Here is a 24,936-nt window from a genome sequence, read left to right as displayed (position 1 = left end):
ATAGAGCCTGAACATCTCTATCTTACATGGAAAGGTGATTTTTGGGTATAACCCTTTTGCCCACCACCCGCATAGCAGGTGGTTTATTATTTCGCACGTTTTGCGTGCTCAACAGACTAAAGTCTAAAAAATCAGATTGGGCTGCTCCGCACGCCCCAGATCGGTACGATGGCCAACATCCCTGGTTTTGTGGGCCGGATGCGATTCCCCGGTCAGAATCGATTGATCGGCTCTAAAGTCATTGTCCTCCACCAGACGACTGTCGGCTGAAATCCGGTCACCCTCAGCCAGAATAATCAGATCCCCGGGAACCAGCTCCTCCGCCAGAATTTTGACTTCTTTGCCGTCCCGGATTACCCGGGCATAGGTCGGCAACAGTTGACCCAGCGCTTCCACCGCTTTTTCGGCCTGAAACTCCTGCCAGAAGCTGAACAGTCCATTAATCAGATTGACCAGCCAAATTGCAATGGCCAATTGGGGCAACTGGGCAACCAGAGCAACCACGCCGCCAATCCATAAAAGAATGGCCATCAGGTGCGTAAAATTGGCCAGAAATTTCCAGATCAGCGGCTTGCCCTTCTTTTTTTGAATGCTGTTCTCACCATAATGGGCCAGTCGTGCGGCCGCTTCGTCAGAGCTCAAGCCTTGTCCACTTGTTTTTAGTGCAACGTACACATCCGCAACGGATAAGCTCTCAATGGGTTTTTCTGGAACCGCTCCCATCGATTCGTAATCAGTCTGCTGCATCGTCAATCACCCTCTTTTTAATTATATTCGACAATTTTTCTCGGGAAAAATCGGTCTTTATTTTTGTATACCCATGCCTCCGGCTATCCAATCAATTTTTCGCATTTTCATTATGATGCTACCATTTTTATATTTGTTGATTCCTGCTATGATATCAGTATTGCATGACCGTCAGTTAACTAAACATTAATCAATCAAGAAAACAATGTGGCGATATGGTACTTACTCGTTATATAAAACAAAAAAACCGGTAGTGCGTAATGGCATTACCGGTTCGTTTTTTCTGACTATTTATTTTTTTTAAATCAATCCTTGAATTCGAGTGCTTCATTTGGGGAGAGCTCATTATCGAATCACGCCTATTATTTTTTAAGCAGTGGGCTCGGTTGACCTTCCCACAGCAGATACAACCGATGCAGGGCCCGGGTACAGCTGATATAAAGCAGCCGCTGGTCTGCCTCACTCTGATAATTGGCCTGGTTGACATCACAAATAAACACCGCATCAAACTCCAACCCTTTGGACAGATACACCGGCATGATCGAGACCTCCTCAATCTCCGCCACCGTTTCATGGCGAATCAGATTGACTTGCATTTTTTTTGATAAGGCATCAAAAAGCACAGTGGTGTTTTTCTGGGTTTTTAAAATCAGCCCGATTGATTGGTAGCCTTCTTGTTTGCACTGATCGATCGCTTCCGTAAGCCGGTCAACCAGCTCCACAAAATTGGGCACCCCCAGCAACACCGGTTCTGCGCCACTACGGTTAAAACTCTCCACCGGAATCTCATCATCAATAAATTTCTTACTAAAACGCAAAATTTCGCTGGTACAGCGATAACTTTTGTTCATTGTCACCAGGGCATTTTTCTTGCGGTTTAAACGCTTTGTGATCTGCTGATAAAAGCTGAGATCTTCACTTTTTTGCAGAGTCTGGTTGATATCTCCCAAAATAGTGAGCTTGGATTTTAAAAACAAGCGGTTAATAATTTCATAATGAAGGGGATAATAATCCTGGCCTTCATCGATGATCACCTGTTTGATGGTGCTGTATTCTTTGGCCCCAAATAACCGTAAGCTTAAGTAACCCAAGGCTAAGGCATCATCATAGTTCAGGTTTTTATGAGCCAGATTGCGTTTGGTTCCTGCCAGAATTTTATTGATGCCGTCCGGCAGCTTAATCCCGGTAGCCAGTTTAAAAAAGTTGCGCTCGCTTTCATAAAGCTGTTGATACAGATAAAATGTGTCAATTTCGGTAAAGCGCATCATTTCACTGCGCAGCGAACTTTTAAGGGGACGGCGCCATTTTTGATAGACTTTTTCATTAATGGCTTCTTCCAGATAACCCAGTTTGATTTTTAAGGGCGTATCCGGATTGATTTGCAGGCGGCTGATTATTTCAGTTCGGGTAAAAATCGTTTCACCTTTATAGCTTATATCCCGGATGTTCATAAAACGCTCGGGGATTTCGGCAATAAATCGATCAAAAATTGTGATAAAATCGGCTGAGCCTTTAAAGGTCATCGCATCCCTTTTTAACGCACTCTGCGAACCATTTGATAAGACCCGTTCCAGAAAGATGTTTTTGGTCTCAAATTTTCTGTCGATCAAATCTTTAAGAACTTCGTCAAAGATAACCGTTCGAACATTTTCTTCACCCAGCTCGGGAATCACGTTCGCGATGTACTGCTCAAAGAGTTTATGGGGCGAAATGATCAAAATTTCCCGACCCTCCAGCCGGTTTGATAAGCCCTGATACATCAGATAGGCCGCCCGATGCAGGGCAATCGACGTTTTACCACTGCCCGCCACGCCTTGAACAATCAACAGGTCATTTTCCATATCCCGAATAACCAGATCCTGATCCCGCTGGATCGATTCCACAATGGTTTTCATTTTGGGCGAGGTATTGTGCGACAACAGTTTTCGGAGAAAATCATCAAAAACCTGCAGATCCGCATCAAAAAAGTACTCCAGTTGGCCATCCTTTATTTCAAATTGTCGTTTTAACAGCAGTTTGCCCTCAATCCGGCCAACCGGTGCATCATAATAGGCATTCCCCGGCGCAAAACGGTAAAAAACGCTGGCAACCGGTGACCGCCAATCATGAATAAGCAGTTTATAGACATTTTCTTTTTTAAGCGAATGGTGGCCAATATAGATTTGCTCGGTATGATCCCCCTCACAAAAGCAGAAATCAATGCGGGCAAAATAGGGTGATTCCAGAATATTTTGGAGTTTTTTAATCTTGACTTCAGTAAATTCATAAATGGCCGTTCGTTCGGTCACCGGATTCATCGCCTGACTTAGCTCAACCAGTGCTTCAAAGCCATCAGAGCCCCAGAGATTACCAATACTGTGGGAAGTGTTTTCACGTATTTCTTTTTTTGCCGCCTGAATCATTTCCCGGTTTTTATCGTTCGCATTGATCGCGTCATTCAACTGAAGTCTGGCCTCCGCCATGGTTTCCTTCAGTTTTTCTTCTTCAATCGGCCAATCTTTTTGTTTTTCGTTCATCTCGATACCCCTTTTTATGAATCGGCAATGCTCATGCAGCAGCTTCGATTGGTAGTTTACCATAATTGGGCTATTTAGAACAGTCTTGTAGTTTTTGGGGTTCCATGCTATCATATAAGTGAAGAAAAGTTGGACTACCGAGATGTCTTTTCCCAATCACAGTCCGAAGTGACAGTGCAAGCCTGATGGTTTCAGCAAGCCAACGTAGCGTGAAAAAATTAAACCCTGGATCGCCAATCTAAATGCGATCCAGGGTTTTTTATGTGCTTAGTTAAAACAGTTCCTTGCTCATTTCATCGATACACTCATCGATATAAGCAATAACGCCTTCAAAGTTTTCAATTGGCAGACCGGATGTCTGGCACGGAATAAAATATTTGTGGCCATTGGTTTTACAGGTTTCTTCCACCTGTTTTTTAACCACTTCTTTTTCCCAGCCGGGATAATCAACAGTACCGCTATGAAGACCGCCCATGAACGTGATCTTTTCGCCGTATTTTTCAATCAGTTCAGGAATATTATTGGTGTTCATGACCCCCTGCCAGATATCAATGCCCACTTCAATCATATAAGGCACTAAATTAGCGGCATAAGAGTCACTGTGGTGAATAATCAGTTCCACCCCATTGTCTCTATAGAATTGATAGATTTTTTTATATGACGGTACAAAGAATTCTTCAAACATTTCTGGCGAAATAAAGGAAGAGATCTGGCTACCCCAGTCATCATGATGTAAAATCGCTTCTGGCTTCAATTTTTCCATCATTACAGCCGCAAATTCCAGTTCATATTCAGTCAGATAGTCAATCAGTTCCTGCATCGCTTCCGGCTCTTCGTAAAGGGCCATCAGGGCGTTTTCCATACCCATTAAATGATGGGTCATTTCAAAGAGGCCCGGTGCAAAGAATGCCGTCGCATACTTTTCTTTACGGTCAACGGCATTGGCGTGGGCAATGGCTGGCGCCCAAGCTTCATCGGAGGTGGCTATGGCTGGCTTTTTGACGGTTTTTTTCCATTCGGTAATATCCTGAATAACTGCCAGGCCGTCGTGATGAACCGGGAACATGCCGAGCTGTCCTTCTGGCCATTGCCAGGTAATCCCCCAATGATCTTTCCATGTTTGTCCATATTTAAATTCAATACCAGTTGGTACTTCCATGATCAGATCAATGAATTCATATTGTTTGACAAAACGATCCGGGTTGCCACCCTTCATTGTTTCCAGTAAATTTTCTCTGATTGTTAACATTATTTCTCCTTTATATGCTATATTCAGCAAATCCTAAATAAATGTGTGTTTTAATTAAGCGCCAATTAGTTCTTTGGCTTTAGCTGCGGAGCTGCCAGCATCTGGAGCATAACCATCAGCACCGATTTCATCCGCGTATTCCTGAGTAACTGGCGCACCACCAACGATAACCTTCATGTCCGGATAAGCTGCTTTAATGGTTTGGACTGCCTCTTTTAAAGCAGGCATGGTCGTTGTTAACAAACCGGAACAAGCAACCAGAACCACGTTGTTATTTTCTTTTACGGCTTCAACAAACTTATCTGCTGGCACATCAACGCCCAGATCAACCATATCAAATCCGGCACTTTCCAACATCATCACAACCAGGTTTTTGCCGATATCGTGAAGGTCTCCAGCAACGGTTCCCATAATGCAGGTCCCCAGTGAGCTGGATCCATCTCCGGCCATAACCGGTTTTAATACTTCTACGCCTTTTGACATCGCTTTAGCAGCAATTAACATTTCCGGAACAAAAATTTCGCCGGATGAGAATTTATCGCCAACTACACCCATGGAAGCGATCATCGCATCCAGAATATCCTGTGCTTTATCACCAGCATCCAGGGCTTCCTGAACGGCTGCAGCAACTTTTTTTGATTTACCAGTTTCGACCAATACTTTTACATCTTCAATTTTTGACATCTTCAATTTCTCCTTTGATTTTTGATTTAATTTATTTACTTTTATTTAAACCACCCGGAACCTGTGTGAGTGCCGGATTTTTTGTTAACTTATCTAAATAACCGCTTATTGCTTTGCTATCGGTTTACGAAATTGTTTGGCGTAAACCGGAGCAAGTCAACGGCTGTTTTTATTTTACGAAAATACCTTCCCGGAAGGCACCAATATATTCCATGCAATATTCATCTTCGCCCATCATCGCTTCAGTGGCAAAGAGCATTCCCATCATGTCCTTGTTCAGGGGATCGAGAATAAAGCTGTCCATGCCAGCACTCATAGCCAGAACAGCAAAGGCCTGATTGGCAATCCGACGGGCTGGTAAATTGAAGGAAATATTGCTGACAGCGCCGGTGACATGAATGGTTGGATATTGCTTTTTAATTTCCCGGATGACTTCAGTAACCATGGTAATACCATCTTCCGAAGTACACAGCATTTCAATCAAGGGATCAATATGCATGCGGGATGGGTCAATGTTATATTCCTTGCATTTTGCCATTAAGTCAGTAAACACTTCCAGCCGATCCTTGGCGGTTTTCGGGATACCCTTATCACTGTTTAATAGCGCCACGCATTCCCACTTGGTATCGGCCAACACCTTAAAGGACACATCGACTTTGTCACCTTCTAATGATACTGAGTTGAACAGTCCTGGCTTATTGCAGTATTTCATCGATTCAATGCAAGTATAGACATTGGGGCTGTCCACCGCAATCGGTGTATCCACAGCATCCTGCACGATGTCGATTAACCATTTCATCGTTTCCAGTTCGATGTCATCATCCACCGAAGCACAGACATCGATAAAATCAGCTCCGGCTTCCGCCTGCTTGATGGCCAGATTCCGGATGAACTCAGCATCTTTTTCCGCAATTGCCTTCCCGGTTGAGGGAATGGCGCCGTTAATTTTTTCGCCAATAATAATCATTTTTTACTCCTTCTTTAACGTGCTGGTTTTTCGTAATCCGAAACCGATTTCACACGTTCTTAAAATTTCCCGGGTGATCAACGTTTACAACCCTATTATGATGCTTACCCTCTGCACGCTCACTGTCTGCTTTATTTTGCACCATTTCTTTTTTGATCCGTTTGAATTTAACCGGTAAAGTAATTGCAGTATAGTCTTATTTTTACGAATTGTCAATCATTATTTTACCGGTAAAGTTTTTTTCTTCACTTCTTAGTTTTGCCTTGATCTCCCCATGATTAAAGGCTACAATAAACGCATCAAGAAAAGAGAGACGCCGATGAAAAATCAAAAAGAAAACATCCTCCAGACTGCCACCAAACTTTTCTATGAGCAAGGCTATACGGCAACCTATCTGGATCAAATTGCAGATATCTGCAAAATTACCAAACCCTTAATTACTTATTATTTTAAATCAAAATCGAATTTAGCCCGGGAAGTGACTGAAAAATTTCTGATTGAGCATAAAAACAATGTGGCATTAAAACTCTATCTGGAATATTTTCCGGAAAGAGAAACCGATTTACAGGTGAGCACCGCAGTGGAAATTCGCTTATATGATCGGCTACACCTATGTGACCCTAATGTCATGCGCTTTGTTAAAGAGCACGCCGATGAAAAGCATGACGATACCTTTTCCCGAAGTGCTGTTCATCTTTATAAAATCCATGATCGCCACTATGGCTTGAAACTAAAACGCTGTCCCGATGAAATATCAATGATTGCCCGATCGGCCATGGCTTCCTCCTTAGCGGTTAAATTAGCTTATGCCAACGGTGAGTTTAACTGCTCCCTGGAAGAATGCCTGGATTACCTGACCAGCCTTCATTTTGTGCTAATGCACATTGAGGAAAACCGCATTGATGAAATCATTGCTGAAAGCAAACACATTTTACAATTAATCCCTTTTGAGATTAAACCTTATTTTCGGGTTGTCTAATTGGTTATTTATATCTCCCGCAAATAAAAAAAACTTAGCCATGGCTGCTAGTAGCAGAACGGCTAAGTTTTTTGTGCAATTTAATAACATTTATCCGGTAACTTTAATGCAAATGCCGATGATGCACATCCGGCAGATGGCAATGACTGTGAACCGTATTATTGTGGGTATGCTCATGACAATGCTCACCCTTAACCGGCGGATGATCGGCATGAAGATGGTGTTCATCATCATGGTTATGGCTGTGATCATGGGTCTCTTCAAGATGAGTGTGGGCATGTTCGTGATCTTCTGACAAAGCCAGCCAGGTTCCCAGAAGCATGATGGCCAGGGCCATTAAAAACGAAACCGTGATCGGTTCCTTAAGTACCAGCCAGGATATCAGAACCCCCATAAACGGAGCCGCCGCATAGTAGGCACTGGTTCTGGATGCTCCCAGCCCCCGCTGGGCTTTGACATAGAAAAAAATACTCAAACCATAAGCGACAAAGCCTAAGGCCATGGCCAGAATGATATCAATCAGTGAACCTGACAGGTCGCCCCAGATTGCGGCAATCAACAGCGCACCCAGCCCTGATCCAAAGCCTTTAAGGACAACCACCTGAACCGGATCTTTGATTGATAAATTCCGGGTGCAGTTATTCTCAAAGCCCCAGCAGATACACGCAAGAATTACAAAAACAGCCCCAATCGATAAGTTAATCGTCGTCGCATCACTTATTGTCAGGATGACACTGGCCAGAGAAATAAAGCCAATGGCCACCCACATCCGTTTACCAATGGCTTCTTTAAAGAAAATCATGGCAATTATTGAGGTTGCGGCAATCTCGAAATTACCTAGCAGGGCAGCAGTACTGGAATTGGTCAAACTGATTCCCATCAATAAAAATATCGGTGCCGCAATATCCAGTAATATCATCATAATGACCGCTGGCAGTTCCTTTTTTGTGAGTCTGGCTTCTTTTGATGCTGTTCGCCGGGTTTTATTTAAGACTGTCAGAATGGTCATCCCCAGCCCCGCCCCCAGATATAAAAGCGCCGCCAGAAACAAAGGATCAATTTCTTCCAGTAAGAGCTTAGAAAAAGGCGCATTCATCCCAAAAAGCAGCGCTGCCAGAATAGCATACACCACCGCTGTATTTTTTTTCTTCAATCGCTGAACCTCCTAACGCTTTTTCTTAAATAAACCAATAGTTGAAAAAATGCCAAACATCAGCAAATTGATCACGACCACGCTGGCGCCGGTGGGAAAGGAGAAAATAAAAGACAGGAAAATTCCCGCCACAAAGCAGAGTACCGACAAAATGGCCGAACTGATTACTACCTGCTTAAAGGTTTTAAACAAGCGCATTGACGTCAAGGCCGGAAAAATTATCAGACTGGAAATCAGCAGCGCTCCCATCATCCGCATCCCCACCACAATCGTCATCGCCGTTAACAAAGCAATCATGGTGTTATAGCGGCTGGCATTGGTCCCGGTGGCCCGAGTGAAGCTTTCATCAAAGGTAACGGCGAAAATCTTGTTATAAAACAGCACATACAGCAAAATCACCACAACCGAAACTCCAACACTGAGCAACACGTCACTCTCACTCATCGCCAGAATGCTGCCAAACATATAATTACTGGTATCGGCATTCATCCCCGATGTATAGGATATGATAATCACACCAATAGCCAGTGAACTGCTGGAAATCAGGGCAATCGCCGCGTCGCCTTTGATCCGGCTGTTTTCACTGATCCGTAGCAGCACAAAGGCGGCCACCGCCACCACCGGAATGGCCACTTCCAGCGGCGACAGGTTTAACGCCATCGCCAGGGCCAGGGCCCCAAAACCGACATGAGACAAGCCATCTCCGATCATCGAATAGCGTTTTAAGACCAGACTGACACCCAGCAGGGCGGCACACAGCGAGACCAGAACCCCAACGATCAGGGCTCTGACCACAAAGGTGTACGATAGTAATTCAGTCAGCAATTCAATCATATCTTAGCCCCCATCATCCGCTGACACATCTCTGTTTTAAGGTAATCGGCGGTTGAACCAAAGAACGCCGTTTCGGTTTTCATGTGCAGAATTTTGTTGCCATATTTGATGGCACTTTCCAGATCATGTGAAACCATCAAGACCGTAATCCCCTGGGTTTGATTAAGCCTTGCTACCAATTGATACAAATCGGCGGTCATCACCGGATCCAGACCGGAAACCGGCTCATCCAGCAGCAACAGTTTTTCGGTGGCACAGAGGGCCCGGGCCAGCAACACCCGCTGCTGCTGGCCTCCCGACAAGTCCCGATAGGATTTCTTTTGAATATCAGTGATATTAAGCTGCTTCATCTTATCAGCGGCCCGATCTTTTTCTGCCCGGGAATAAAACGGCAACAGCCCGCGCCGATTAAGGCAGCCGGAGATCACCACCTCGCCAACGCTGGCTGGAAAGTCCCGCTGAATCACTGTCTGTTGCGGTAGATAGCCGATTTCATTTGGCGCAATGCCGTTAAAGGTGATGCTGCCCTCCTGAGGTTTAATCAGTCCCAACAGACCTTTGACCAGGGTACTTTTTCCTGAACCGTTTTCGCCCACAATACAAAGATAGTCACCCTGCTCCAGATCAAAGCTGACCTTGTTCACGGCCCGTTGTCCATCATATCCGATGGTGACCCCTTCACAGGAAATTAGTTTCATTGGTTGGCCAACCCCTTTCGCAGGTTTTCGACATTTTGCTGCATAATTGAAACATAGGTTGCGCCAGCATCAAAATCGTCCTTTGTCACATTATGAACCGAATGAAGTTGCAGCAGCCCGGCTCCGGTTTGTTCGCTGATGGCTTTGGCAATATTTTGATTGCTGAGTTCGATATAATAAACATACTTAATATTATTCTCTTTGATGGTGTTCATCAGATAAGCCAAAGTGCCCGCACTGGCCTCGGTATCGGTGCTACAGCCCGGAAATGCGGCTTTATAGTCAAGCCCGAATTCGTCAACAAAGTACCGAAACGGAAAGCGATCACCAAAGACCAGCAGCTTATTGGGAGCGGCTGCCACAATCCCGGCAATTTCATCATCCACGGCCTGAATCTGAGCCGTATAGTCAGCGGCATTCTGGGTATAGACAGCAGCATTTTGGGGATCAATTTCAGCCAATGCCGCAGCGATTTCATTGACCATTAAGATGGCATTTTTAGGTGAGGTCCAGATATGTTCGTCATACTCGATTTCTTCCTCAGCCGGTTCGGTTTTATTTTGAGTCGTTTCAGGGGCCACTTCCTCTTCTTCAGCCTCCATCCCTTCCACCGTTTCCTCTTCAACCGGTTTAACCGCATCCATCAGCCGAATAATTTTCTTATTGCTGGTATCCATGGATTCCAGAATGGTGCTGACCCAGGCATCATTCTCGCCGCCAATGTAGATAAATACATCCGCTTCCTGAATTTTTATTATATCTGCCGGTGAAGGATCATAGGAATGAACTTCAGCAGCTGGTTTTACCAGCATCGTCAACTCAGCCTGACCCCCGGCAATCGCTCTGGCAAAATCATAGACGGGAAAAATAGTCGTGACAATGCTGATCTTTCCTGCACTCTCGGCGTTTTTTGCCGCTGTATTCTGGGCACAGCCGGTTACACCCACTGCCAAAACCAGTAGAACCATAAAAACAACAATCTTTTTTCGCATCATAATGCCTCCGTATGGTTTTTTTTATCTGAACAGCCTTTACATAAACCATAAAAAACTGTTTTGAATGAATTAATATCAAAGGCGTGGTGTTTCAACACATGGGTGTAGAGATCATTCATGTAGCCACATTCCAGATGAATCAGGGTTCCGCAATTTTCGCACTTCAGATGAAAATGCTCATGGCAATGGGCTTCATCGCCGATATACTGAAAACAGGCACTGGTTACTCCATCGATGATATATTTTTGCAGTTCGCCCTGTTCCACCAACTTGTCAAGATGTCGATAAATGGTTGTTACGCCCACCGGTGTGCCCTGCTTTTCTAAAAATTCGGCAATCATAGTGACAGTAATGTGCTGATTTTTTTTGGAAATCAAATACTTCAGGATTGTATCCTGTTGCTTTGTTTTGTAGTAAGACGGTTTTCCCATTTTTTCCCCCGCTTAAAATGAATTTGAAAATCATTTTCATATTACATCAAAATCCCACCGCTGTCAAAGCAATTTGAAAATCATTTTCATATTAGTATTTTTTAACGATCGCTGTTTCTTTTTATCAAATCGGGATATAATAATCATAAATAATCCTTTTTTAAAATGCGGGCATCTGTTGTTACACGTTATCCGTCTTCATCCGATGAGAGGCAACTATGAATATCGATCTGGCTACCATTGCCCTGATTTTAGTAATTTCCAGCGTCTTTCAGGCAATCTTTATCTTTTTTTTGTCGTCCAAATATCCCGGCGTTGATCACTTTGGAGCCAGCTGCTCCTTTTTTGCCCTGGGGTTTCTTTTTGTGATGCTTCAGGGCAGTAGCGATAACGGCCTGGTCACGGTTGTGATTGGAAACGCTTTGCTCCTACTGGCACTGATTTTTCAGTATCTGGGCTTGGTGAATTATTTAGATCTGCCGGAAAATAAATGGCTTCCATCCATTGTTTTCGGATTTTGTCTGGTCCTGCTTATCTATTTCGAGTTTGTATTTAACAGCATTTCGCTGCGCATCTTTTTTGTCTATTTATCCTTTGCTACGATTGCTCTGCTGATTGCCACCACCCTTTTTAATATCCGAAAGCCCCCCTTCCCCCGCCAAATTCCGCTGCTCTTTATGATGTATGCTGTCATGAGTGTTTTTTCCGGTTTTAGAGCCATTTTTGCTTTGTTTTCCGCTCCGATAAGTAATGCCCTGACGCCAACTATTTTTCAAATTTTTTCTTTTTCCGGCGCCTTTATCTTCAACATCATTGTGACCTTCACTTTTATTGTCATGAACAATGAACGGATGAGTGCCGATATTCGCACTGCCAAGGAGCAGTTTGAGCAAATCTTTAACCTCAGTCCCGATGCCAGTCTGATCACCAATCTGCCCAACGGCAAAATTATCAATTTCAATCTTGGCTTTTTAAATTTTACTGACTTCTCCCGGGAAGAAGTTGAAAACAAGAGTTTATTGGAGCTGAATCTTTACGAACAGCCCGCCGATCGGGAAAAGCTGCTCAAAGCCATCACCGACAATCAGTCTGTTGATGACTACGAATTGAATTTTCGCACCAAAAATAATGATATCCGCATCTGTTCCGTTTCTGCTAAAATTATCATCATGAACAACACCCCTCACATCATCAGCATTATTAACGATATCACTGAACGGAAGAAAGCTGAACTGGCCCTGATTAAAAGCGAAGAAAAATACCGTTTCCTGACTGAATTTGCCTCTGATGTTATTTGGCTTTTCAATCTTACCCATAACACATTTACCTACATGAGCCCCTCAATTTTTCAGTTGCGGGGTCTCACGCCCGAAGAAGCGATGGCCGAAAATCTGGCCGACTCGATGACGGCCGATTCCCTACAGCGGGTTCGGGCAAACCTCAAAAAAAATGTCCAAACCTTTATTGCCAACCCCAAAGCTCCCAATACCTACCTGATTGAAATCCAGCAGCCCTGCAAAAATGGCCGCCTGATCTGGGTTGAGGTTTCCACCAAATACCGCTACCATGCCAGTGGTGATATTGAGTTGGTGGGAGTCAGCCGCAATATTGACAAACGCAAAAAAGCCGAAGAAAAAGTGCTTTATTTAAGCTATCATGATCAGTTAACCGGACTCTACAATCGTCGTTTTTATGAAGAAGAGCTCCTCCGTCTGGATACCCTGCGAAACCTGCCAATTGCCCTGATTATGGCAGATGTCAACGGGCTCAAGCTGATTAATGATGCCTATGGCCACCAAATGGGGGACAAGATTTTAAAAGAATTTGCCCAGATCTTAAAAAGTGAATGCCGCCACGATGAAATTGCCTCACGGGTGGGCGGCGATGAGTTTGTGATCCTCTTTTCAAAAACTGACCGCAACAGTGTCGAAAATATTGTTAAGCGACTCAATGCTGCGATCAGCAAGGTCCGAATTGACAACATCATCCTATCTGTTTCGATGGGCTTTGCCATTAAAACCGATCCTCATGACGACCTGACCGATGTTTTTAAACGCGCCGAAGATGCCATGTATCAACATAAACTGACTATCAGTCCCAGTATTAAAAAAGCCACCATCGAATTAATTGTCAATTCCATTTACGAACGGAACCACCAGGAAGTGATTCATTCCCAATTAGTCTGTGATTACTGCCAGGCCATTGGCCGAGAACTGGGCTTGGAAACAGAAGCGCTCAATCAGCTCGGCCTGGCTGGATTGCGTCATGATATTGGCGAAATTGCCATCGACGCTGCCATTTTAAACAAGTCTGAAAAACTCAGCGATGCCGAATGGGCTGAAATCAAGCGCCACCCTGAAATCGGCTACCACATTCTCCGTTCCGTCACTGAATTGGCTGAAATTGCCAAATTTGTGCTGGAGCACCATGAGCGCTGGGATGGTAAGGGCTATCCCAAAGGTCTGAAAGCCAATGAAATAACCTTACAGGGTCGGATCATTGCCATTGCCGATGCCTACTGCACAATGACCACCGAGCGGCCTTATTGCCGGGCCTTGACTGATGAAGAGGCGATCATCGAAATTAAAAAATGCGCCGGTCAGCAATTTGACGAACAGCTGGCCCGGACTTTTGTCGAAAAAGTGCTTAAGAAAGAATGGCCAAAAGCATAAAAAGCCAATAACTTACCATCAAACAACGCATCAAGATGGCTAAGTAATCGGCTTTTATTTATTTGCAGATGGTTTTGAAAAAAAGCGCCGGGATTTTTTTACGGCTCCCAAATCATCCAAAAACCATGATCCAGAGGGCCGCTGCCTGCTCCCAAATCGAGGTTGGCCGCCAGTGCTCCGGAGACATAGTCTTTGGCTTTTTTTACGGCCTCTTCTAAGTCCTCGCCAGCGGCCAGATTACAGGCAATTGCCGTGGAAAGGGTGCAACCGGTGCCGTGAGAATTGGGATTCTTTATTCTTTCCCCAGGCAACCAGATTTCAGCTCGTTGATCACCATTCTGAAGCAACAAAAAATCATCAGCGGACTCAACCAGATGACCACCCTTGATCAGAATGTTACCAGCGTAGATTGTGGCAATTTTTTTTGCGGCGCTAACCATCTCGGCTTTTGAGCGAATGTCAAAGCCACATAAGCATTGGGCCTCGGGAATATTCGGCGTGATGAGATCCGCCAGCGGCATCAGCTCGGTTTTTAATGCTTCAATGGCATCATTACTCAACAGTTTTCCCCCACTGGTGGCCACCATCACCGGATCAAGAACAACATTTCTGGCCTGATGTTGCGTTAGTTTTCTGGCAATACTTCCGATGATTTCGGCACGATAAACCATTCCAATTTTAACGGCATCCGGAAAAATATCAGTAAAGATACAATCCAGTTGTTGTTCGACAAATTCACTGGCCACTTCGGCGATCCCATAGACTCCGGTGGTATTTTGGGCGGTCAACACGGTGATTGCCGTCATCGCATAGCTACCATGAGCCATGATTGTTTTGATATCAGCCTGGATGCCAGCGCCACCGCTGCAATCCGAACCGGCAATGGATAAGACTTTTTTTCTCACAGCAACTCCTTAAAACTCATAATACTCAAATCCGAAAGCTTCTGGATCTCATTCCAATCATTTTTGGAGGCTTCATCATAAACCCCCACCAGCTGGCAGCCGGTCGCTCTGGCCGCCCGGATACAATACAGGGCATCTTCAAAAATGGTAATCTGCTGGGCCGGTATTTGTAGCTGGGACACCGCCCGATGGTAAATCTCCGGCTGACTTTTGGGTAAACCAGTCATCCCGGACGTCAGAATAAAATCAAAATGATTCAGCAGACCAAAGCGCTCTAAAATCAGTTCTGTCAAGGACTTGTGAGTAGCGGTTAAAATTCCCATTTTGATGCCTTGATTAAAATACTGATTCAGCACTTCCCGGACAAAGGGCTTTAGTTCGATGTGTGTGGCATAATTATCCCGGATCATCCCATTAATTTCATCCCCCACCTGTTCTTCGGTCATGGCGATCCCATAAACTTCAATAAAATACCGGGCCGATTCGGCAAAACTCATGATTTTGATGGTCTCATTTAAATCATCCGGGGGAACAATCCCATGTTTTCTTAAAAAATCACTGCCAATGTTTTCCCAGGCCGACATCGAGTCAATCAAGGTGCCGTCCAGATCAAAGATGATCCCCTCCGTGTTTATACTCACCTGATTCATGCCCTGGTCATCGCCTCAGATAATTGTCGAAGTTCCCGGGTTGCTTTGCAAATATCGGCTTTTGAAAAAATCGCCGATACCAGGGCAACCCCGTCCACCCCCGTACCAGCTAAGCGATGAATATTGGTTTCGTTGAGACCCCCGATGGCCACCACCGGAATCGATACTGCCTGACAGATCGCCGCAATCGTTTCAAAGGCCACCACCGTGGCATCGGTTTTGGTATCCGTGGCATAGATGGCCCCAACCCCGATATAGTCGGCACCATCGGCTTCGGCTTTTAATGCCAGCTCCACCGTATCCGCCGAAACACCGATGATTTTATCCCCGATCCGTTTTCGAAGCTCTCCGGCATCCATATCGTCCTGGCCGACATGTACCCCGTCAGCATCCACCGCCAGAGCCACCTCAACGGCATCATTAATAACAAAGGGAATTTTGTAGGCATCGGTCAGTTTTTTAATGACCCGGGCTTCCCGGATAAAGTCCTCAGCTTCCAGCTCCTTTTCCCGCAGCTGAATAAAGGTAGCCCCACCTTTTAAGGTTTCTTCCACCTGCTGAACCAGGGTTTGATCACCCAGCCAACTGCGATCGGTAACGGCATATAGCCGCATGGTCTGCTTATCGAGTTTCAATCTTTATTCCTCCTGCTAATGTTTGGGCATCCATTCGGCTCATGGCATCGATCAGATAGGTACGAAAGGATGCCGTTCCGGCCTGATCGGCCTCAACCCTGGCAAAGGCCAGCTCACCGCACAAGCCCAGGCAACTGACGGCGGCGGCGGTAGCCTGCAGCAGATCATCGGGATTGGCGCCACAATAACTGCCAATGACTGTGGTCAGCATACAACCGGTGCCGGTAATCCGGGACATCATCGGATGACCGTTGCGAATCACCAGGGCTTTCTGGCTGTCGGCGACAATGTCGATGGCGCCGGTGATGGCAATAACCGCCCCGTTTTTTTGGCTGAGGGCTTTGACAAAAGCGACCATCCCGTCCAGATTATCTTCAGTGATGGCATCGCTGATATCGGCATCGACCCCTTTGGTTCTGCCACTGCCTGAAGCGATGGTTTTGATTTCCGAGACATTGCCCCGGATCACGCTAAACTGCACTTCCTTTAACAGCTTAAAGACGGTCTCTGTTCGCAGTGTCGAAGCCCCGGCACCGACCGGATCGAGAATTACCGGCCGACCGAGACGGTTGGCTTCTTTCCCGGCCTTAATCATTGATGCCACCGTCCGTTCGTTAAGGGTGCCGATATTAATGACCAGGGCATTGCAAATGGCAATAATTTCTTCGACCTCATTGATATCGTCAGCCATAATCGGAGCCCCTCCGCAGGCCAACACGATGTTGGCGCAGTCGTTCACTGTCACATAGTTGGTGATAGAATGAACCAGCGGCGGCTGATTCCTGACATTTTTAAGGATTTTTTCAAACATAAGCTTACCTCTTTCTATTCATTAGGTTTTTGTGAGAATAAAAAACATCGAACAATCATTGCTTTGGGTGCAGTTTCCACAAACAATTTCGTAACGTGTAGGCGAACAGTTCATCGAACTGTCCGCCGTACAGTGTAGAAATTGTTTCGCGCGAAACTGGGCCCAAAGCTCACGGAACTTTTGCAATGAAGTATTAATTAAATCAGTTTCCTGATCGTAGCGATCCTGATTTAAACAAAAAAAACTGTACACGAATGCACAGCAGTTTGACATAAATTCCCTACGCCGGCATTATCCGTATCAGGTACATGGGTCGAAGCAGCGATTTACTTCCTCTCAGCCTAAATGCATAAGCTCCCCAACTCTTTAATTGTGATAAAGGTTATCATATCACCGGATTTTTGTCAACGGGGTTCCCATCTGATTCGACTGTTTGAATCGGCCATTCAATTCTTAATTTAACTTAAACTTAACCTCTTTCAAAGTTTGGCTAAAGGTTCAAGGCCTAAGATAAACACTAGAGATAAACATCTCCTCTTTTTCTTTTCATTCCTAATATAAAAAAACAGCACGGTCATTCGGACCGGCTGTTTTTTTTTGCAGCTTTTACTGTCTCAAATCATAAATTGCTCCGGTTGGACATTTTTCAAGGCAAGTTGGATTGCTGCATTTTTCCAGACATATTTTCGGATTAACCACCGCCAGATTATTTTCAACTGTGATGGCATCGTACAGACAGCTTTTTGTACACAGTCCACAGCCCAGACAATCCACCGAACACAGTTTGCGGGCAATTACGCCCTTGTCCCGGGAATTACAGAGCACCGCCACCGGAGCCCCGATGGCCGTCATGTGAATAATCGCCTTGGGACAAACCGTGGCACACTTGCCACAACCGGTACACTTCTTTTTATCCACCAACGGCAGATGATCCGTACCCATGGTCATCGCCCCAAAAGGACAACTATGAACACAGGTCCCGAAACCAACGCACCCATATTTGCAGCCCTTGGGTCCACCCTGAATCAGGCTGGCGGCAATGCAATCTTCCACCCCAGCATAATTGTATTTTTTGATGGCATGGGTAATGGTATTTTTACAGCGCACCTGGGCAATCTGCGGTTCAATTTCCGGCGCCGACTTTCCGGTTAATTCCGCCACCAAATCAGCCACTGGCTTTTTCCCGGGGATACATAAATTGGGGGTCACCTCCGGGTTTAACACCACGGCCTCGGCATAAGCCAGACAGCCAGCATAACCGCAGCTACCACACTGACCTTTGGGCAAAATGTCATCGACAACGTGAATCAGCGGATTCACCTCAATTGAGAATTTTTTGTCGGCAAATGCCAGAATCAGACCGAAAATCAATCCGATTGCAGACATCACAATGACAACTAATAATGCTGTTTCCATCTCTGTCACTCCTCTACAATGTGATCATCCCGGAAAAACCGGTAAACGCCAGGGCCAGCATCCCCGCCAGAATAAAGGCAATGCCCAGTCCTTCCAGTGGTTTGGGGACATCGGCCAGCCGCAGTTTTTCTCTTAAGCTGGCCATTAAAATAATCGCCAGGGCAAAACCCAGGCCCGAACCGACTGCATAAACGACACTTTTTAAGAACGAAAAACTGGATTCGGCATTAAGCAGCGGCACCGCCAAAACAACGCAGTTGGTGGCAATCAGGAGCAGATAAATGCCCCACATATTATAAAGGGCTGGCGCCTGTTTTTTAATAACCATTTCCAGCAACTGAACAAAGCTGGCAATCAGCAAGACAAACACCGCTGTTGTCATAAAGGTCAGATTCAGTGGTACCAGCACAAAATTGTATACCACCCAGGCCAGCATTGAACTCAGCGTCATCACCGAAGTGACCGCCATCCCCATCCCAATCGACGCACTTAAGTTTTTTGAGACGCCAAAAAAGATACATAATCCCAGAAATTTTGTTAAGACAAAATTATTAACAATTACTGCACTAATAAATAAAGTTACGTATTCCATTATCGGTCACCCTTTTTTGCTTCTGCTTTTTCCATATATTCAGTCAGCATTTTAAAACCACCCACCAGATAACCAATTAAGATAAAACCACCAGCTGGTAAAATCATAATTAAGGCCGGATCATACCAATCACCAATCACCGGGATCCCAAAAATCGACCCGGCCCCCAACAGTTCCCGGATGCAGCCAATCAGCAGCAGCGCCAGGGTAAAACCGGCCCCCATTCCCAGGCCATCAAAAAACGACGGGATCACCGAGTTCTTCGATGCAAACACTTCGGCCCGGGCCAGAATAATGGCAAACACCACAATAAGCGCCAAATAAATCCCCAGGGCCTTGTAAAGCTCCGGCGCAAAGGCCTGGAGCAACAGCTGCACCAGCGTAACGATGGTGGCAATCGAGGTAATATACACCGGTACCCGAACTTTGGGGTTGACCAGCTTTCGAGTCAGTGAGACTACCACATTATTGGCGGTAATTACAAACATCACTGACAGCCCCATGGTTAAGGCGGTGATCGCCGAGGCAGTTACTGCCAACGCCGGACACAGACTAAGTGCCAGCACAAAAATTGGATTTTCGACAATCAGACCTTTTTTAAAAATATCCCATAAATTTTTCATCTCAGTTCTGTGCCTCCAAGTATTCCATAACCTCTGTCTCGGCGGTCTTCACCCCTGCGGTCACAGCCCGGGACGAAATGGTAGCCCCGGTGATGGCCTGGATATTCTCGGTATTGGCCGGATCTTTGGTCACAACCATGGCCGCCGCTGTTTTACCGCGGAATTGCTTCTTAAACTCATCTTTTGCAACGCTGTCGCCCAGTCCTGGGGTTTCGTTGGCCGACAAGATCTGATAGTCAATCTCCTTGCCTTCCGGCGATATCGCCACCAGCATTTTGATGGTGCCGCCATACCCCTTGGTGTCTTCCGGGATGACATAGGCGATCGCCGCGCCGTTTTTGTTGGCAATAAACCAGTCGGTTTTTCCCGGCACCGGGACAAACTGATCCGATTCAGCGACCAGCTCCTGCATCATTTCAGTTTTGGTATTTTCGGTATTTTGCCGGGTGATCGGGGCGGTGAAATAATAAGTCACGGCTATAATCGCACCCGAAATAAAACAGGCAATGGCCAGATTGATGGCGATCTGAAAAATGGAATAGTGCTTAGTTCCGTGTTGTTCTGTCATTTTACTTCCCCCCTCAGACCAAATCGGACTGGCTGAACAAATCGGTCAATCAGTGGTGTGATGCTGTTCATTAATAAAATCGAATAGCAAACCCCTTCCGGATAGCCGCCCTTTAAACGAATCAGAACGGTAAGAATCCCCGCCCCTAAGGCAAAAATCACCTGACCCTTAATGGTAATCGGAATGGTCACCATATCGGTGGCCATAAAAAAGGCGCCGATGATCAGTCCCCCGGCCATCATATGAAAAAGCGGATCGCCGGTAAAGAGTCCGGCCGGACCAAAGACCCAGGTCAGAATTCCCACCGTTCCCACCATCACCACCGGCACTTGCCAGTTAATGTATTTTTTATAGATTAAAAAGCCTCCGCCCAGTAGCAGCAATACCGTTGACGTTTCGCCAATGCTGCCGTTTCTGGTGCCCAGGAATAAGGCCTGATACATGTCCGGGGCGGAACCAAAGGTCTCAATCAGTTTCTGATAGCCCTGCTGTTTTAAAATATTAAGGGGCGTCGCCGTCGACACCACATCCACCCCGGTGGTCATCTTACTCCACGTTGTCATCGCCACCGGCCAGGAGATCATTAAGGCCGCCCGCCCGATATGGGCCGGATTAAAGATATTAAAACCCAGGCCGCCCATGGCGTGTTTGGCGATGACAATAGCAATAAATGAACCCACAGCTGGCATATAAAAGGGAATCGTCGGCGGCAGACACATGGCCAGCAGCAGTCCGGTTAAACAGGCACTGCCGTCACCGATGGTGATGGTCTTTTTTCTGATTTTCTGGGTCAGATATTCAAATAAAACCGCTGATCCCATCCCAATTAACAGCACAATCAGAACCCGATATCCGAAATTAAAGGCGCTAAACAGGGCTGCCGGCGTCAATGCAATGATCACCGTCCACATTATTTTAGCAATGGACTGATTATCCCGAATATGGGGGGACATCGAAACATTAAATATTTTATCATTCATTGTTGTATCGACCATGATGCTTAACCTCGATTTTCTTTCAATTTTGCAGCTGCATTCTGCGCTTTGCTGTATTTAACATACTGGACAATATTCCGTTTGGCCGGACAGGCAAAAACACAGCTGCCACATTCGGCACAATCAAAAAGTCCGTAATCTGCTTTGGCCTCTTCATAAAGTCCCCGCTCACTTAAAATACTGAGCATACTGGGATTAAGTCCCATCGGACAGGCATTGACGCAGCGGCCACAACGGATGCATGAGGCCTCTTTACCGGTATTGGCTTCTCCTTTGGCAATCGCCAGAATTCCGGATACCCCTTTAATAATGGGAATATCAATACTGGGTTCGGCCATCCCCATCATCGGTCCGCCCATGATAATTTTTTCCGGACGGGTTAAGAATCCATCACAAAATTCAATTGCTTCCCGAAACGGAGTGCCGATCCGAACCCTGATGTTTTTCGGATCTTTGATACTGCCGCCGCTGACTGTGGTGACCCGCTCAATCAGCGGAATTCCCTGGGTTACAGCATCACAGATGGCTGCTACCGTGCCGACATTCTGAACCACCACACCGACATCCATCGGCAATCCCCCGGAAGGAATAATTCTTCCCGAAACGGCATTGATCAGCATTTTTTCAGCTCCCTGGGGATATTTCGTCGGCAGCGCCACTACTTCCACCGGTAAACCGGAAAAGGCATCAGTCATTTTTTTAATGGCATCTTTTTTATTATCCTCAATTCCCACCAGACATCTTTCCACCCCCAGAACTTTCATGGCGATTTTTACGCCAGTGACAATCCGGGGCCCTTCTTCCAGCATCATCCGATGATCGGCGGTTAAATAGGGTTCGCATTCGGCCGCATTCAAAATCAGTAGATCGACATGCTTGTCTTTTTGTAGGGTTGATTTTACGTGGGTTGGAAAGGTAGCCCCCCCCATCCCGACAATTCCGGCATCGCTGATTATTTTCAGTAATTGGGCAGCTTCCAGATCTTCCCAATTGCGTGTCAGCGGGAGCCCTTCTTGCCACTCATCTTTGCCATCACTGCTGATGACAACCGCCTCGCATTTGCCAAAGATGGGATGGGGATGACTGCCCACATCGATGACCTGTCCCGATATGGAGGCATGGACATTGCTTGAGACAAAGCCATCGGCTTCGCCAATCACCTGTCCTTTTTTAACCAGATCGCCCTTTTTTACAATCGGCACACTGGCGGCACCAATATGCTGCCGCATCGGAATCACCGCTACCTCCGGTAACGGCGCCGTTTCAATTGGTTTTCCCGCCGTAGCGGATTTGTTGTCTTTGGGATGAACCCCGCCGCGAAATGATTTAATCATTTTTCCACCTCTTTTTTCCTTTGCTACTTTTATTTATGCTACTTTTGGTTTGTCAGACCCGGTTCAACTAATACAGGATTTTGGTGATCACTGGCAGCAGCTTGTCATTCTTTTTTACTGCCTGATCGTAGCGTTTCAGATAGATCACTGCAACAGTGAAGAACACACTTCCGCCGACGATCTGAAACGCCAGCACTGGCTGTCCCAAATTCGTCCCGAGAATGCCACCACCAAGAGCTCCGACAAAAAGTGCCAGCAGTGGTAGCAAATAAACCACAAACGCTGCCCATAACATGTTTGCTTCCTGGATTTCGAAAGCCACCCGTTGACCAACTTTGGCACCAATCAAGTTTTGAACCTCGACAACCATGGCATTATCGCCGGGGCAAACCCCACAGTTTTCACAATCACCATGGCGACTGGCCTTAACCTTAGCCTTATTTTCACTGGTTTCGATGACAATTCCGGTCTCTTCTCTGCGCATTTCGGTTCACTCCAACATTCTACTCGATTTATTATGAATCCTCGCCAGTTCATTGCATTTAATTCACTTAATAAGCTATTAATAAAACTATTCATTCAAACTTCGGTAAGTGATTCTGCTTTTTTGATCAACTTTCTTCTTATTAAATAAGGCATTATGATTTTGCCTTTTTCGGGGTCTCAAATCGAACTTAATTATACATTTAAAAAATTGAATTACAAGGGAAAATATGGAATTTATCCGAGGTTGTCTTTTCCTGTTCACTCCCGGGATCATCGAGTAATAATTAACCATTTTTCACTGCTTTACGAAAATTCATTAAAACGTTTTCTTTAAATCCCGCAATTAAACCATTCATTTCAAATCTGTTCATTTCGGCTTTTTTCTGCGATAGTATAAATATTAACAATCGACTTTTTCGTAATCATCACCCAGCTGGCTATGAGCGAATTTTTACCCTCAATATTTCACCTGGTTAATCAAATAGAAAAAAAGTTTGCGGTTCTTTGGGAAATTTTCGATTTAATTTCGTCATTTATTTAACAAATCATTACTTTTATTAAGTCATTCGATCCTATTTTTACTAAAATAGCTTTTATTCTTAAGACTTAATTGTCATAATATCGCTAATGTGATCTGGTTACGGAGAAAAAAATAAGCTTTTGTTACAATAAAAAAATGTTAATTGTTCTATTTTATTTAAGGTTCACTGATCCTAATCCTTAATAAGGAGGTTATATGGATTATTTTATTGCCTTTCTGGAAGGCATCATCACCTTTATCTCTCCCTGTCTTTTGCCGATGCTGCCCATTTATATCTCCTATTTTGCTGGCCAAACCCCGGGTGATAATAATCGTACCGTTATCATTAATGCCCTGGGCTTTGTGCTCGGCTTTACAGTAATCTTTGTTTTGCTTGGTGCTTTTGCCGGAAAGCTTGGCAGTGTTCTGATTGAATACAACACCCTGATCAATGTGGTCGGCGGCGGCGTGATTATTCTATTTGGCCTGAATTTCTTGGAGATACTAAAGATCCCGTTTCTAAATACCAATCATCAACTAAACCTTAAACATTCCCACACCGGTTTCTTCTCGGCATTACTTTTGGGGATCGTCTTTTCCATCGGCTGGACGCCCTGTGTTGGTGCGTTTCTGGGTTCTGCTCTAATGATGGCCGCCTCCAGCGGTGATACACTACACGGTATTTTGATGCTGTTTTCGTTTTCCCTTGGCCTGGGGATTCCCTTTGTGGTTTCAGCTATTTTGATTGAGCGGATGAAATCCACCTTTGATTTTATCAAACGACATTATCTGATCATCAATCGGATTTCCGGCGGACTGCTGGTTGTCATCGGACTACTGATGGCCACCGGACTGTTGGGAACTTTTCTGTCACTCTTAACCTTTTAAGGAGCTTATTATGACTAAACAAACTAAAACGCTTATCGCCATCGTCGTTTTTGGGGCCTTTCTGGCCATCGTTTATTGGGGTTACACGGCCTTATCACAAAACTTTAAGCCGCAAACACCGGCCGCTAACAACAACGGTCAAACCGAAGAACTTCAGACAGCTCCGGATTTTACCGTCTTTGATCAGGATGGCAACCCGGTCAAGCTGTCCGATTTCGCCGGAAAGCCGGTGGTGCTCAACTTCTGGGCCTCCTGGTGCCCACCCTGTAAAAGCGAAATGCCTCATTTCAACACCGTCTATCGGGATCAAAAAGATGCAGTTATCTTTCTGATGATTGATCAGACTGATGGGCAACGGGAAACAAAAGAAAAGGGGCTTCAATACGTCGCAGACCAGGGCTTCGCCTTCCCCGTTTATTTTGATACCCAACTGGAAGCCAGTTCTGCCTATGGCATCTCATCGATTCCCACCACCCTGTTTATTAACCCCGAAGGCAAAATTGTCACCGGCTATCGTGGTGCCATCGATGAAGCGACCCTGCGCTCCGGCATTGAAGCAATCAAAAAAAACGATTGATGCTCACATCA

Annotated in this window: 25 protein-coding genes and 1 riboswitch; of the genes, 4 read left to right on the top strand and 21 right to left on the bottom strand. The window is 45.5% G+C overall.

Annotated elements, in window-relative coordinates; translation table 11 throughout:
- Positions 1-123: 123 nt before the first annotated feature.
- The 5 genes from BI182_RS06010 to BI182_RS05990 form a co-directional block, all read right to left on the bottom strand.
- Positions 124-747, bottom strand: coding sequence for a P-type ATPase actuator domain-containing protein (locus tag BI182_RS06010; protein WP_286806227.1), 624 nt, complete (start codon positions 745-747; stop codon positions 124-126).
- A 362-nt stretch (positions 748-1,109) separates the two neighbouring features.
- Positions 1,110-3,263 (bottom strand): HelD family protein, encoded by a 2,154-nt coding sequence (locus BI182_RS06005; RefSeq protein ID WP_286806225.1) that lies wholly within the window; start codon positions 3,261-3,263, stop codon positions 1,110-1,112.
- A 271-nt stretch (positions 3,264-3,534) separates the two neighbouring features.
- Positions 3,535-4,512 (bottom strand): uroporphyrinogen decarboxylase family protein, encoded by a 978-nt coding sequence (locus BI182_RS06000; RefSeq protein ID WP_148638160.1) that lies wholly within the window; start codon positions 4,510-4,512, stop codon positions 3,535-3,537.
- Positions 4,513-4,566: 54 nt separating this feature from the next.
- Entirely contained in the window at positions 4,567-5,196 is a 630-nt protein-coding gene (locus tag BI182_RS05995) for a cobalamin B12-binding domain-containing protein (protein ID WP_148638161.1), read from the bottom strand.
- Between the two features lie 169 nt (positions 5,197-5,365).
- Positions 5,366-6,163 (bottom strand): methyltetrahydrofolate cobalamin methyltransferase, encoded by a 798-nt coding sequence (locus BI182_RS05990; protein ID WP_286806222.1) that lies wholly within the window; start codon positions 6,161-6,163, stop codon positions 5,366-5,368.
- A 319-nt stretch (positions 6,164-6,482) separates the two neighbouring features.
- Between BI182_RS05990 and BI182_RS05985 the strand changes: the two genes are divergently transcribed.
- Positions 6,483-7,142, top strand: a complete 660-nt coding sequence (locus BI182_RS05985) for a TetR/AcrR family transcriptional regulator (RefSeq protein WP_286806220.1) — start codon at positions 6,483-6,485, stop codon at positions 7,140-7,142.
- Positions 7,143-7,245: 103 nt separating this feature from the next.
- Here BI182_RS05985 and BI182_RS05980 read toward each other — a convergent pair whose 3' ends face one another.
- Genes BI182_RS05980 through BI182_RS05960 form a run of 5 tightly spaced genes read right to left on the bottom strand, consistent with a single transcriptional unit; the run spans position 7,246 to position 11,253 of the window.
- Positions 7,246-8,295 (bottom strand): DMT family transporter, encoded by a 1,050-nt coding sequence (locus BI182_RS05980; protein WP_286806219.1) that lies wholly within the window; start codon positions 8,293-8,295, stop codon positions 7,246-7,248.
- A gap of 12 nt (positions 8,296-8,307) precedes the next feature.
- On the bottom strand, positions 8,308-9,129 hold the full coding sequence (locus BI182_RS05975) for a metal ABC transporter permease (RefSeq protein WP_148638164.1): 822 nt from the start codon (positions 9,127-9,129) through the stop codon (positions 8,308-8,310).
- Positions 9,126-9,827 carry a metal ABC transporter ATP-binding protein gene (locus BI182_RS05970; RefSeq protein ID WP_070370909.1) on the bottom strand — a complete coding sequence of 234 codons (702 nt, stop codon included), beginning with the start codon at positions 9,825-9,827 and terminating at the stop codon, positions 9,126-9,128. Before BI182_RS05970 ends, BI182_RS05975 begins: the two co-directional genes overlap by 4 nt.
- On the bottom strand, positions 9,824-10,822 hold the full coding sequence (locus tag BI182_RS05965; protein WP_242871595.1) for a metal ABC transporter substrate-binding protein: 999 nt from the start codon (positions 10,820-10,822) through the stop codon (positions 9,824-9,826). Before BI182_RS05965 ends, BI182_RS05970 begins: the two co-directional genes overlap by 4 nt.
- Complete coding sequence (locus BI182_RS05960; RefSeq protein ID WP_070370907.1) at positions 10,819-11,253, bottom strand: Fur family transcriptional regulator; 435 nt, start codon at positions 11,251-11,253, stop codon at positions 10,819-10,821. The genes BI182_RS05965 and BI182_RS05960 overlap by 4 nt, the downstream gene beginning before the upstream one ends.
- A gap of 218 nt (positions 11,254-11,471) precedes the next feature.
- Here BI182_RS05960 and BI182_RS05955 point away from each other — a divergent pair, with 218 nt between their 5' ends.
- Positions 11,472-13,925 carry a diguanylate cyclase gene (locus tag BI182_RS05955; RefSeq protein ID WP_286806214.1) on the top strand — a complete coding sequence of 818 codons (2,454 nt, stop codon included), beginning with the start codon at positions 11,472-11,474 and terminating at the stop codon, positions 13,923-13,925.
- Positions 13,926-14,023: 98 nt separating this feature from the next.
- Here the strand turns inward: BI182_RS05955 and thiD are convergent, their stop codons facing one another.
- The 11 genes from thiD to BI182_RS05900 form a co-directional block, all read right to left on the bottom strand.
- Complete coding sequence (gene thiD / locus BI182_RS05950; RefSeq protein WP_286806212.1) at positions 14,024-14,830, bottom strand: bifunctional hydroxymethylpyrimidine kinase/phosphomethylpyrimidine kinase; 807 nt, start codon at positions 14,828-14,830, stop codon at positions 14,024-14,026.
- Positions 14,827-15,471 (bottom strand): HAD family hydrolase, encoded by a 645-nt coding sequence (locus BI182_RS05945; RefSeq protein WP_286806211.1) that lies wholly within the window; start codon positions 15,469-15,471, stop codon positions 14,827-14,829. The genes thiD and BI182_RS05945 overlap by 4 nt, the downstream gene beginning before the upstream one ends.
- A 5-nt stretch (positions 15,472-15,476) precedes the next feature.
- Positions 15,477-16,115 (bottom strand): thiamine phosphate synthase, encoded by a 639-nt coding sequence (gene thiE, locus BI182_RS05940; RefSeq protein ID WP_286806193.1) that lies wholly within the window; start codon positions 16,113-16,115, stop codon positions 15,477-15,479.
- Positions 16,102-16,926, bottom strand: coding sequence for a hydroxyethylthiazole kinase (gene thiM / locus BI182_RS05935; RefSeq protein ID WP_286806191.1), 825 nt, complete (start codon positions 16,924-16,926; stop codon positions 16,102-16,104). Before thiM ends, thiE begins: the two co-directional genes overlap by 14 nt.
- A gap of 260 nt (positions 16,927-17,186) precedes the next feature.
- A riboswitch (TPP riboswitch) is annotated at positions 17,187-17,297 on the bottom strand.
- A gap of 235 nt (positions 17,298-17,532) precedes the next feature.
- Entirely contained in the window at positions 17,533-18,342 is an 810-nt protein-coding gene (rnfB, locus tag BI182_RS05930) for an RnfABCDGE type electron transport complex subunit B (RefSeq protein WP_286806189.1), read from the bottom strand.
- A 13-nt stretch (positions 18,343-18,355) separates the two neighbouring features.
- Positions 18,356-18,934: an electron transport complex protein RnfA gene (locus BI182_RS05925; RefSeq protein ID WP_070370900.1), complete on the bottom strand. Its 579-nt coding sequence runs from the start codon at positions 18,932-18,934 to the stop codon at positions 18,356-18,358.
- A complete protein-coding gene (rsxE, locus tag BI182_RS05920) occupies positions 18,934-19,557 on the bottom strand; it encodes an electron transport complex subunit RsxE (protein WP_228880426.1) in 624 nt (207 codons plus the stop codon). The genes BI182_RS05925 and rsxE overlap by 1 nt, the downstream gene beginning before the upstream one ends.
- Position 19,558: 1 nt before the next feature.
- Positions 19,559-20,125 carry an RnfABCDGE type electron transport complex subunit G gene (locus tag BI182_RS05915; RefSeq protein WP_286806186.1) on the bottom strand — a complete coding sequence of 189 codons (567 nt, stop codon included), beginning with the start codon at positions 20,123-20,125 and terminating at the stop codon, positions 19,559-19,561.
- Positions 20,122-21,120: an RnfABCDGE type electron transport complex subunit D gene (locus BI182_RS05910; RefSeq protein ID WP_286806184.1), complete on the bottom strand. Its 999-nt coding sequence runs from the start codon at positions 21,118-21,120 to the stop codon at positions 20,122-20,124. The genes BI182_RS05915 and BI182_RS05910 overlap by 4 nt, the downstream gene beginning before the upstream one ends.
- A gap of 5 nt (positions 21,121-21,125) precedes the next feature.
- Positions 21,126-22,454, bottom strand: a complete 1,329-nt coding sequence (gene rsxC / locus BI182_RS05905) for an electron transport complex subunit RsxC (RefSeq protein ID WP_286806182.1) — start codon at positions 22,452-22,454, stop codon at positions 21,126-21,128.
- 67 nt (positions 22,455-22,521) lie between these two features.
- Complete coding sequence (locus BI182_RS05900; RefSeq protein WP_070370895.1) at positions 22,522-22,938, bottom strand: SoxR reducing system RseC family protein; 417 nt, start codon at positions 22,936-22,938, stop codon at positions 22,522-22,524.
- Between the two features lie 738 nt (positions 22,939-23,676).
- On the opposite strand from BI182_RS05900, the gene BI182_RS05895 reads away from it, so the two are divergent.
- Both BI182_RS05895 and BI182_RS05890 read left to right on the top strand, forming a co-directional pair.
- Entirely contained in the window at positions 23,677-24,348 is a 672-nt protein-coding gene (locus BI182_RS05895) for a cytochrome c biogenesis CcdA family protein (RefSeq protein WP_286806179.1), read from the top strand.
- A 10-nt stretch (positions 24,349-24,358) separates the two neighbouring features.
- Positions 24,359-24,925: a TlpA family protein disulfide reductase gene (locus BI182_RS05890; protein ID WP_286806177.1), complete on the top strand. Its 567-nt coding sequence runs from the start codon at positions 24,359-24,361 to the stop codon at positions 24,923-24,925.
- Positions 24,926-24,936 lie beyond the last annotated feature (11 nt).

Origin of the sequence: Acetobacterium sp. MES1, from assembly GCF_002237635.1 — a bacterium.
In the GTDB taxonomy this organism is placed as follows: Bacteria; Bacillota; Clostridia; order Eubacteriales; family Eubacteriaceae; genus Acetobacterium; species Acetobacterium wieringae.
This window is presented reverse-complemented; position numbering and strand designations above follow the sequence as displayed.

Bases quoted from the DNA above. Each gene is read 5' to 3' on its own strand.
- BI182_RS05995 (WP_148638161.1), bottom strand. From the start codon at position 5,196: ATGTCAAAAATTGAAGATGTAAAAGTATTGGTCGAAACTGGTAAATCA.
- BI182_RS05925 (WP_070370900.1), bottom strand. From the start codon at position 18,934: ATGGAATACGTAACTTTATTTATTAGTGCAGTAATTGTTAATAATTTT.
- rnfB (WP_286806189.1), bottom strand. From the start codon at position 18,342: ATGGAAACAGCATTATTAGTTGTCATTGTGATGTCTGCAATCGGATTG.
- BI182_RS05960 (WP_070370907.1), bottom strand. From the start codon at position 11,253: ATGGGAAAACCGTCTTACTACAAAACAAAGCAACAGGATACAATCCTG.
- BI182_RS05910 (WP_286806184.1), bottom strand. From the start codon at position 21,120: ATGGTCGATACAACAATGAATGATAAAATATTTAATGTTTCGATGTCC.
- BI182_RS05965 (WP_242871595.1), bottom strand. From the start codon at position 10,822: ATGATGCGAAAAAAGATTGTTGTTTTTATGGTTCTACTGGTTTTGGCA.
- BI182_RS05970 (WP_070370909.1), bottom strand. From the start codon at position 9,827: ATGAAACTAATTTCCTGTGAAGGGGTCACCATCGGATATGATGGACAA.
- BI182_RS05975 (WP_148638164.1), bottom strand. From the start codon at position 9,129: ATGATTGAATTGCTGACTGAATTACTATCGTACACCTTTGTGGTCAGA.
- BI182_RS05890 (WP_286806177.1), top strand. From the start codon at position 24,359: ATGACTAAACAAACTAAAACGCTTATCGCCATCGTCGTTTTTGGGGCC.
- thiM (WP_286806191.1), bottom strand. From the start codon at position 16,926: ATGTTTGAAAAAATCCTTAAAAATGTCAGGAATCAGCCGCCGCTGGTT.
- BI182_RS06000 (WP_148638160.1), bottom strand. From the start codon at position 4,512: ATGTTAACAATCAGAGAAAATTTACTGGAAACAATGAAGGGTGGCAAC.
- BI182_RS05990 (WP_286806222.1), bottom strand. From the start codon at position 6,163: ATGATTATTATTGGCGAAAAAATTAACGGCGCCATTCCCTCAACCGGG.
- BI182_RS06005 (WP_286806225.1), bottom strand. From the start codon at position 3,263: ATGAACGAAAAACAAAAAGATTGGCCGATTGAAGAAGAAAAACTGAAG.
- BI182_RS05900 (WP_070370895.1), bottom strand. From the start codon at position 22,938: ATGCGCAGAGAAGAGACCGGAATTGTCATCGAAACCAGTGAAAATAAG.
- BI182_RS06010 (WP_286806227.1), bottom strand. From the start codon at position 747: ATGCAGCAGACTGATTACGAATCGATGGGAGCGGTTCCAGAAAAACCC.
- BI182_RS05895 (WP_286806179.1), top strand. From the start codon at position 23,677: ATGGATTATTTTATTGCCTTTCTGGAAGGCATCATCACCTTTATCTCT.
- BI182_RS05955 (WP_286806214.1), top strand. From the start codon at position 11,472: ATGAATATCGATCTGGCTACCATTGCCCTGATTTTAGTAATTTCCAGC.
- BI182_RS05985 (WP_286806220.1), top strand. From the start codon at position 6,483: ATGAAAAATCAAAAAGAAAACATCCTCCAGACTGCCACCAAACTTTTC.
- BI182_RS05915 (WP_286806186.1), bottom strand. From the start codon at position 20,125: ATGACAGAACAACACGGAACTAAGCACTATTCCATTTTTCAGATCGCC.
- rsxC (WP_286806182.1), bottom strand. From the start codon at position 22,454: ATGATTAAATCATTTCGCGGCGGGGTTCATCCCAAAGACAACAAATCC.
- rsxE (WP_228880426.1), bottom strand. From the start codon at position 19,557: ATGAAAAATTTATGGGATATTTTTAAAAAAGGTCTGATTGTCGAAAAT.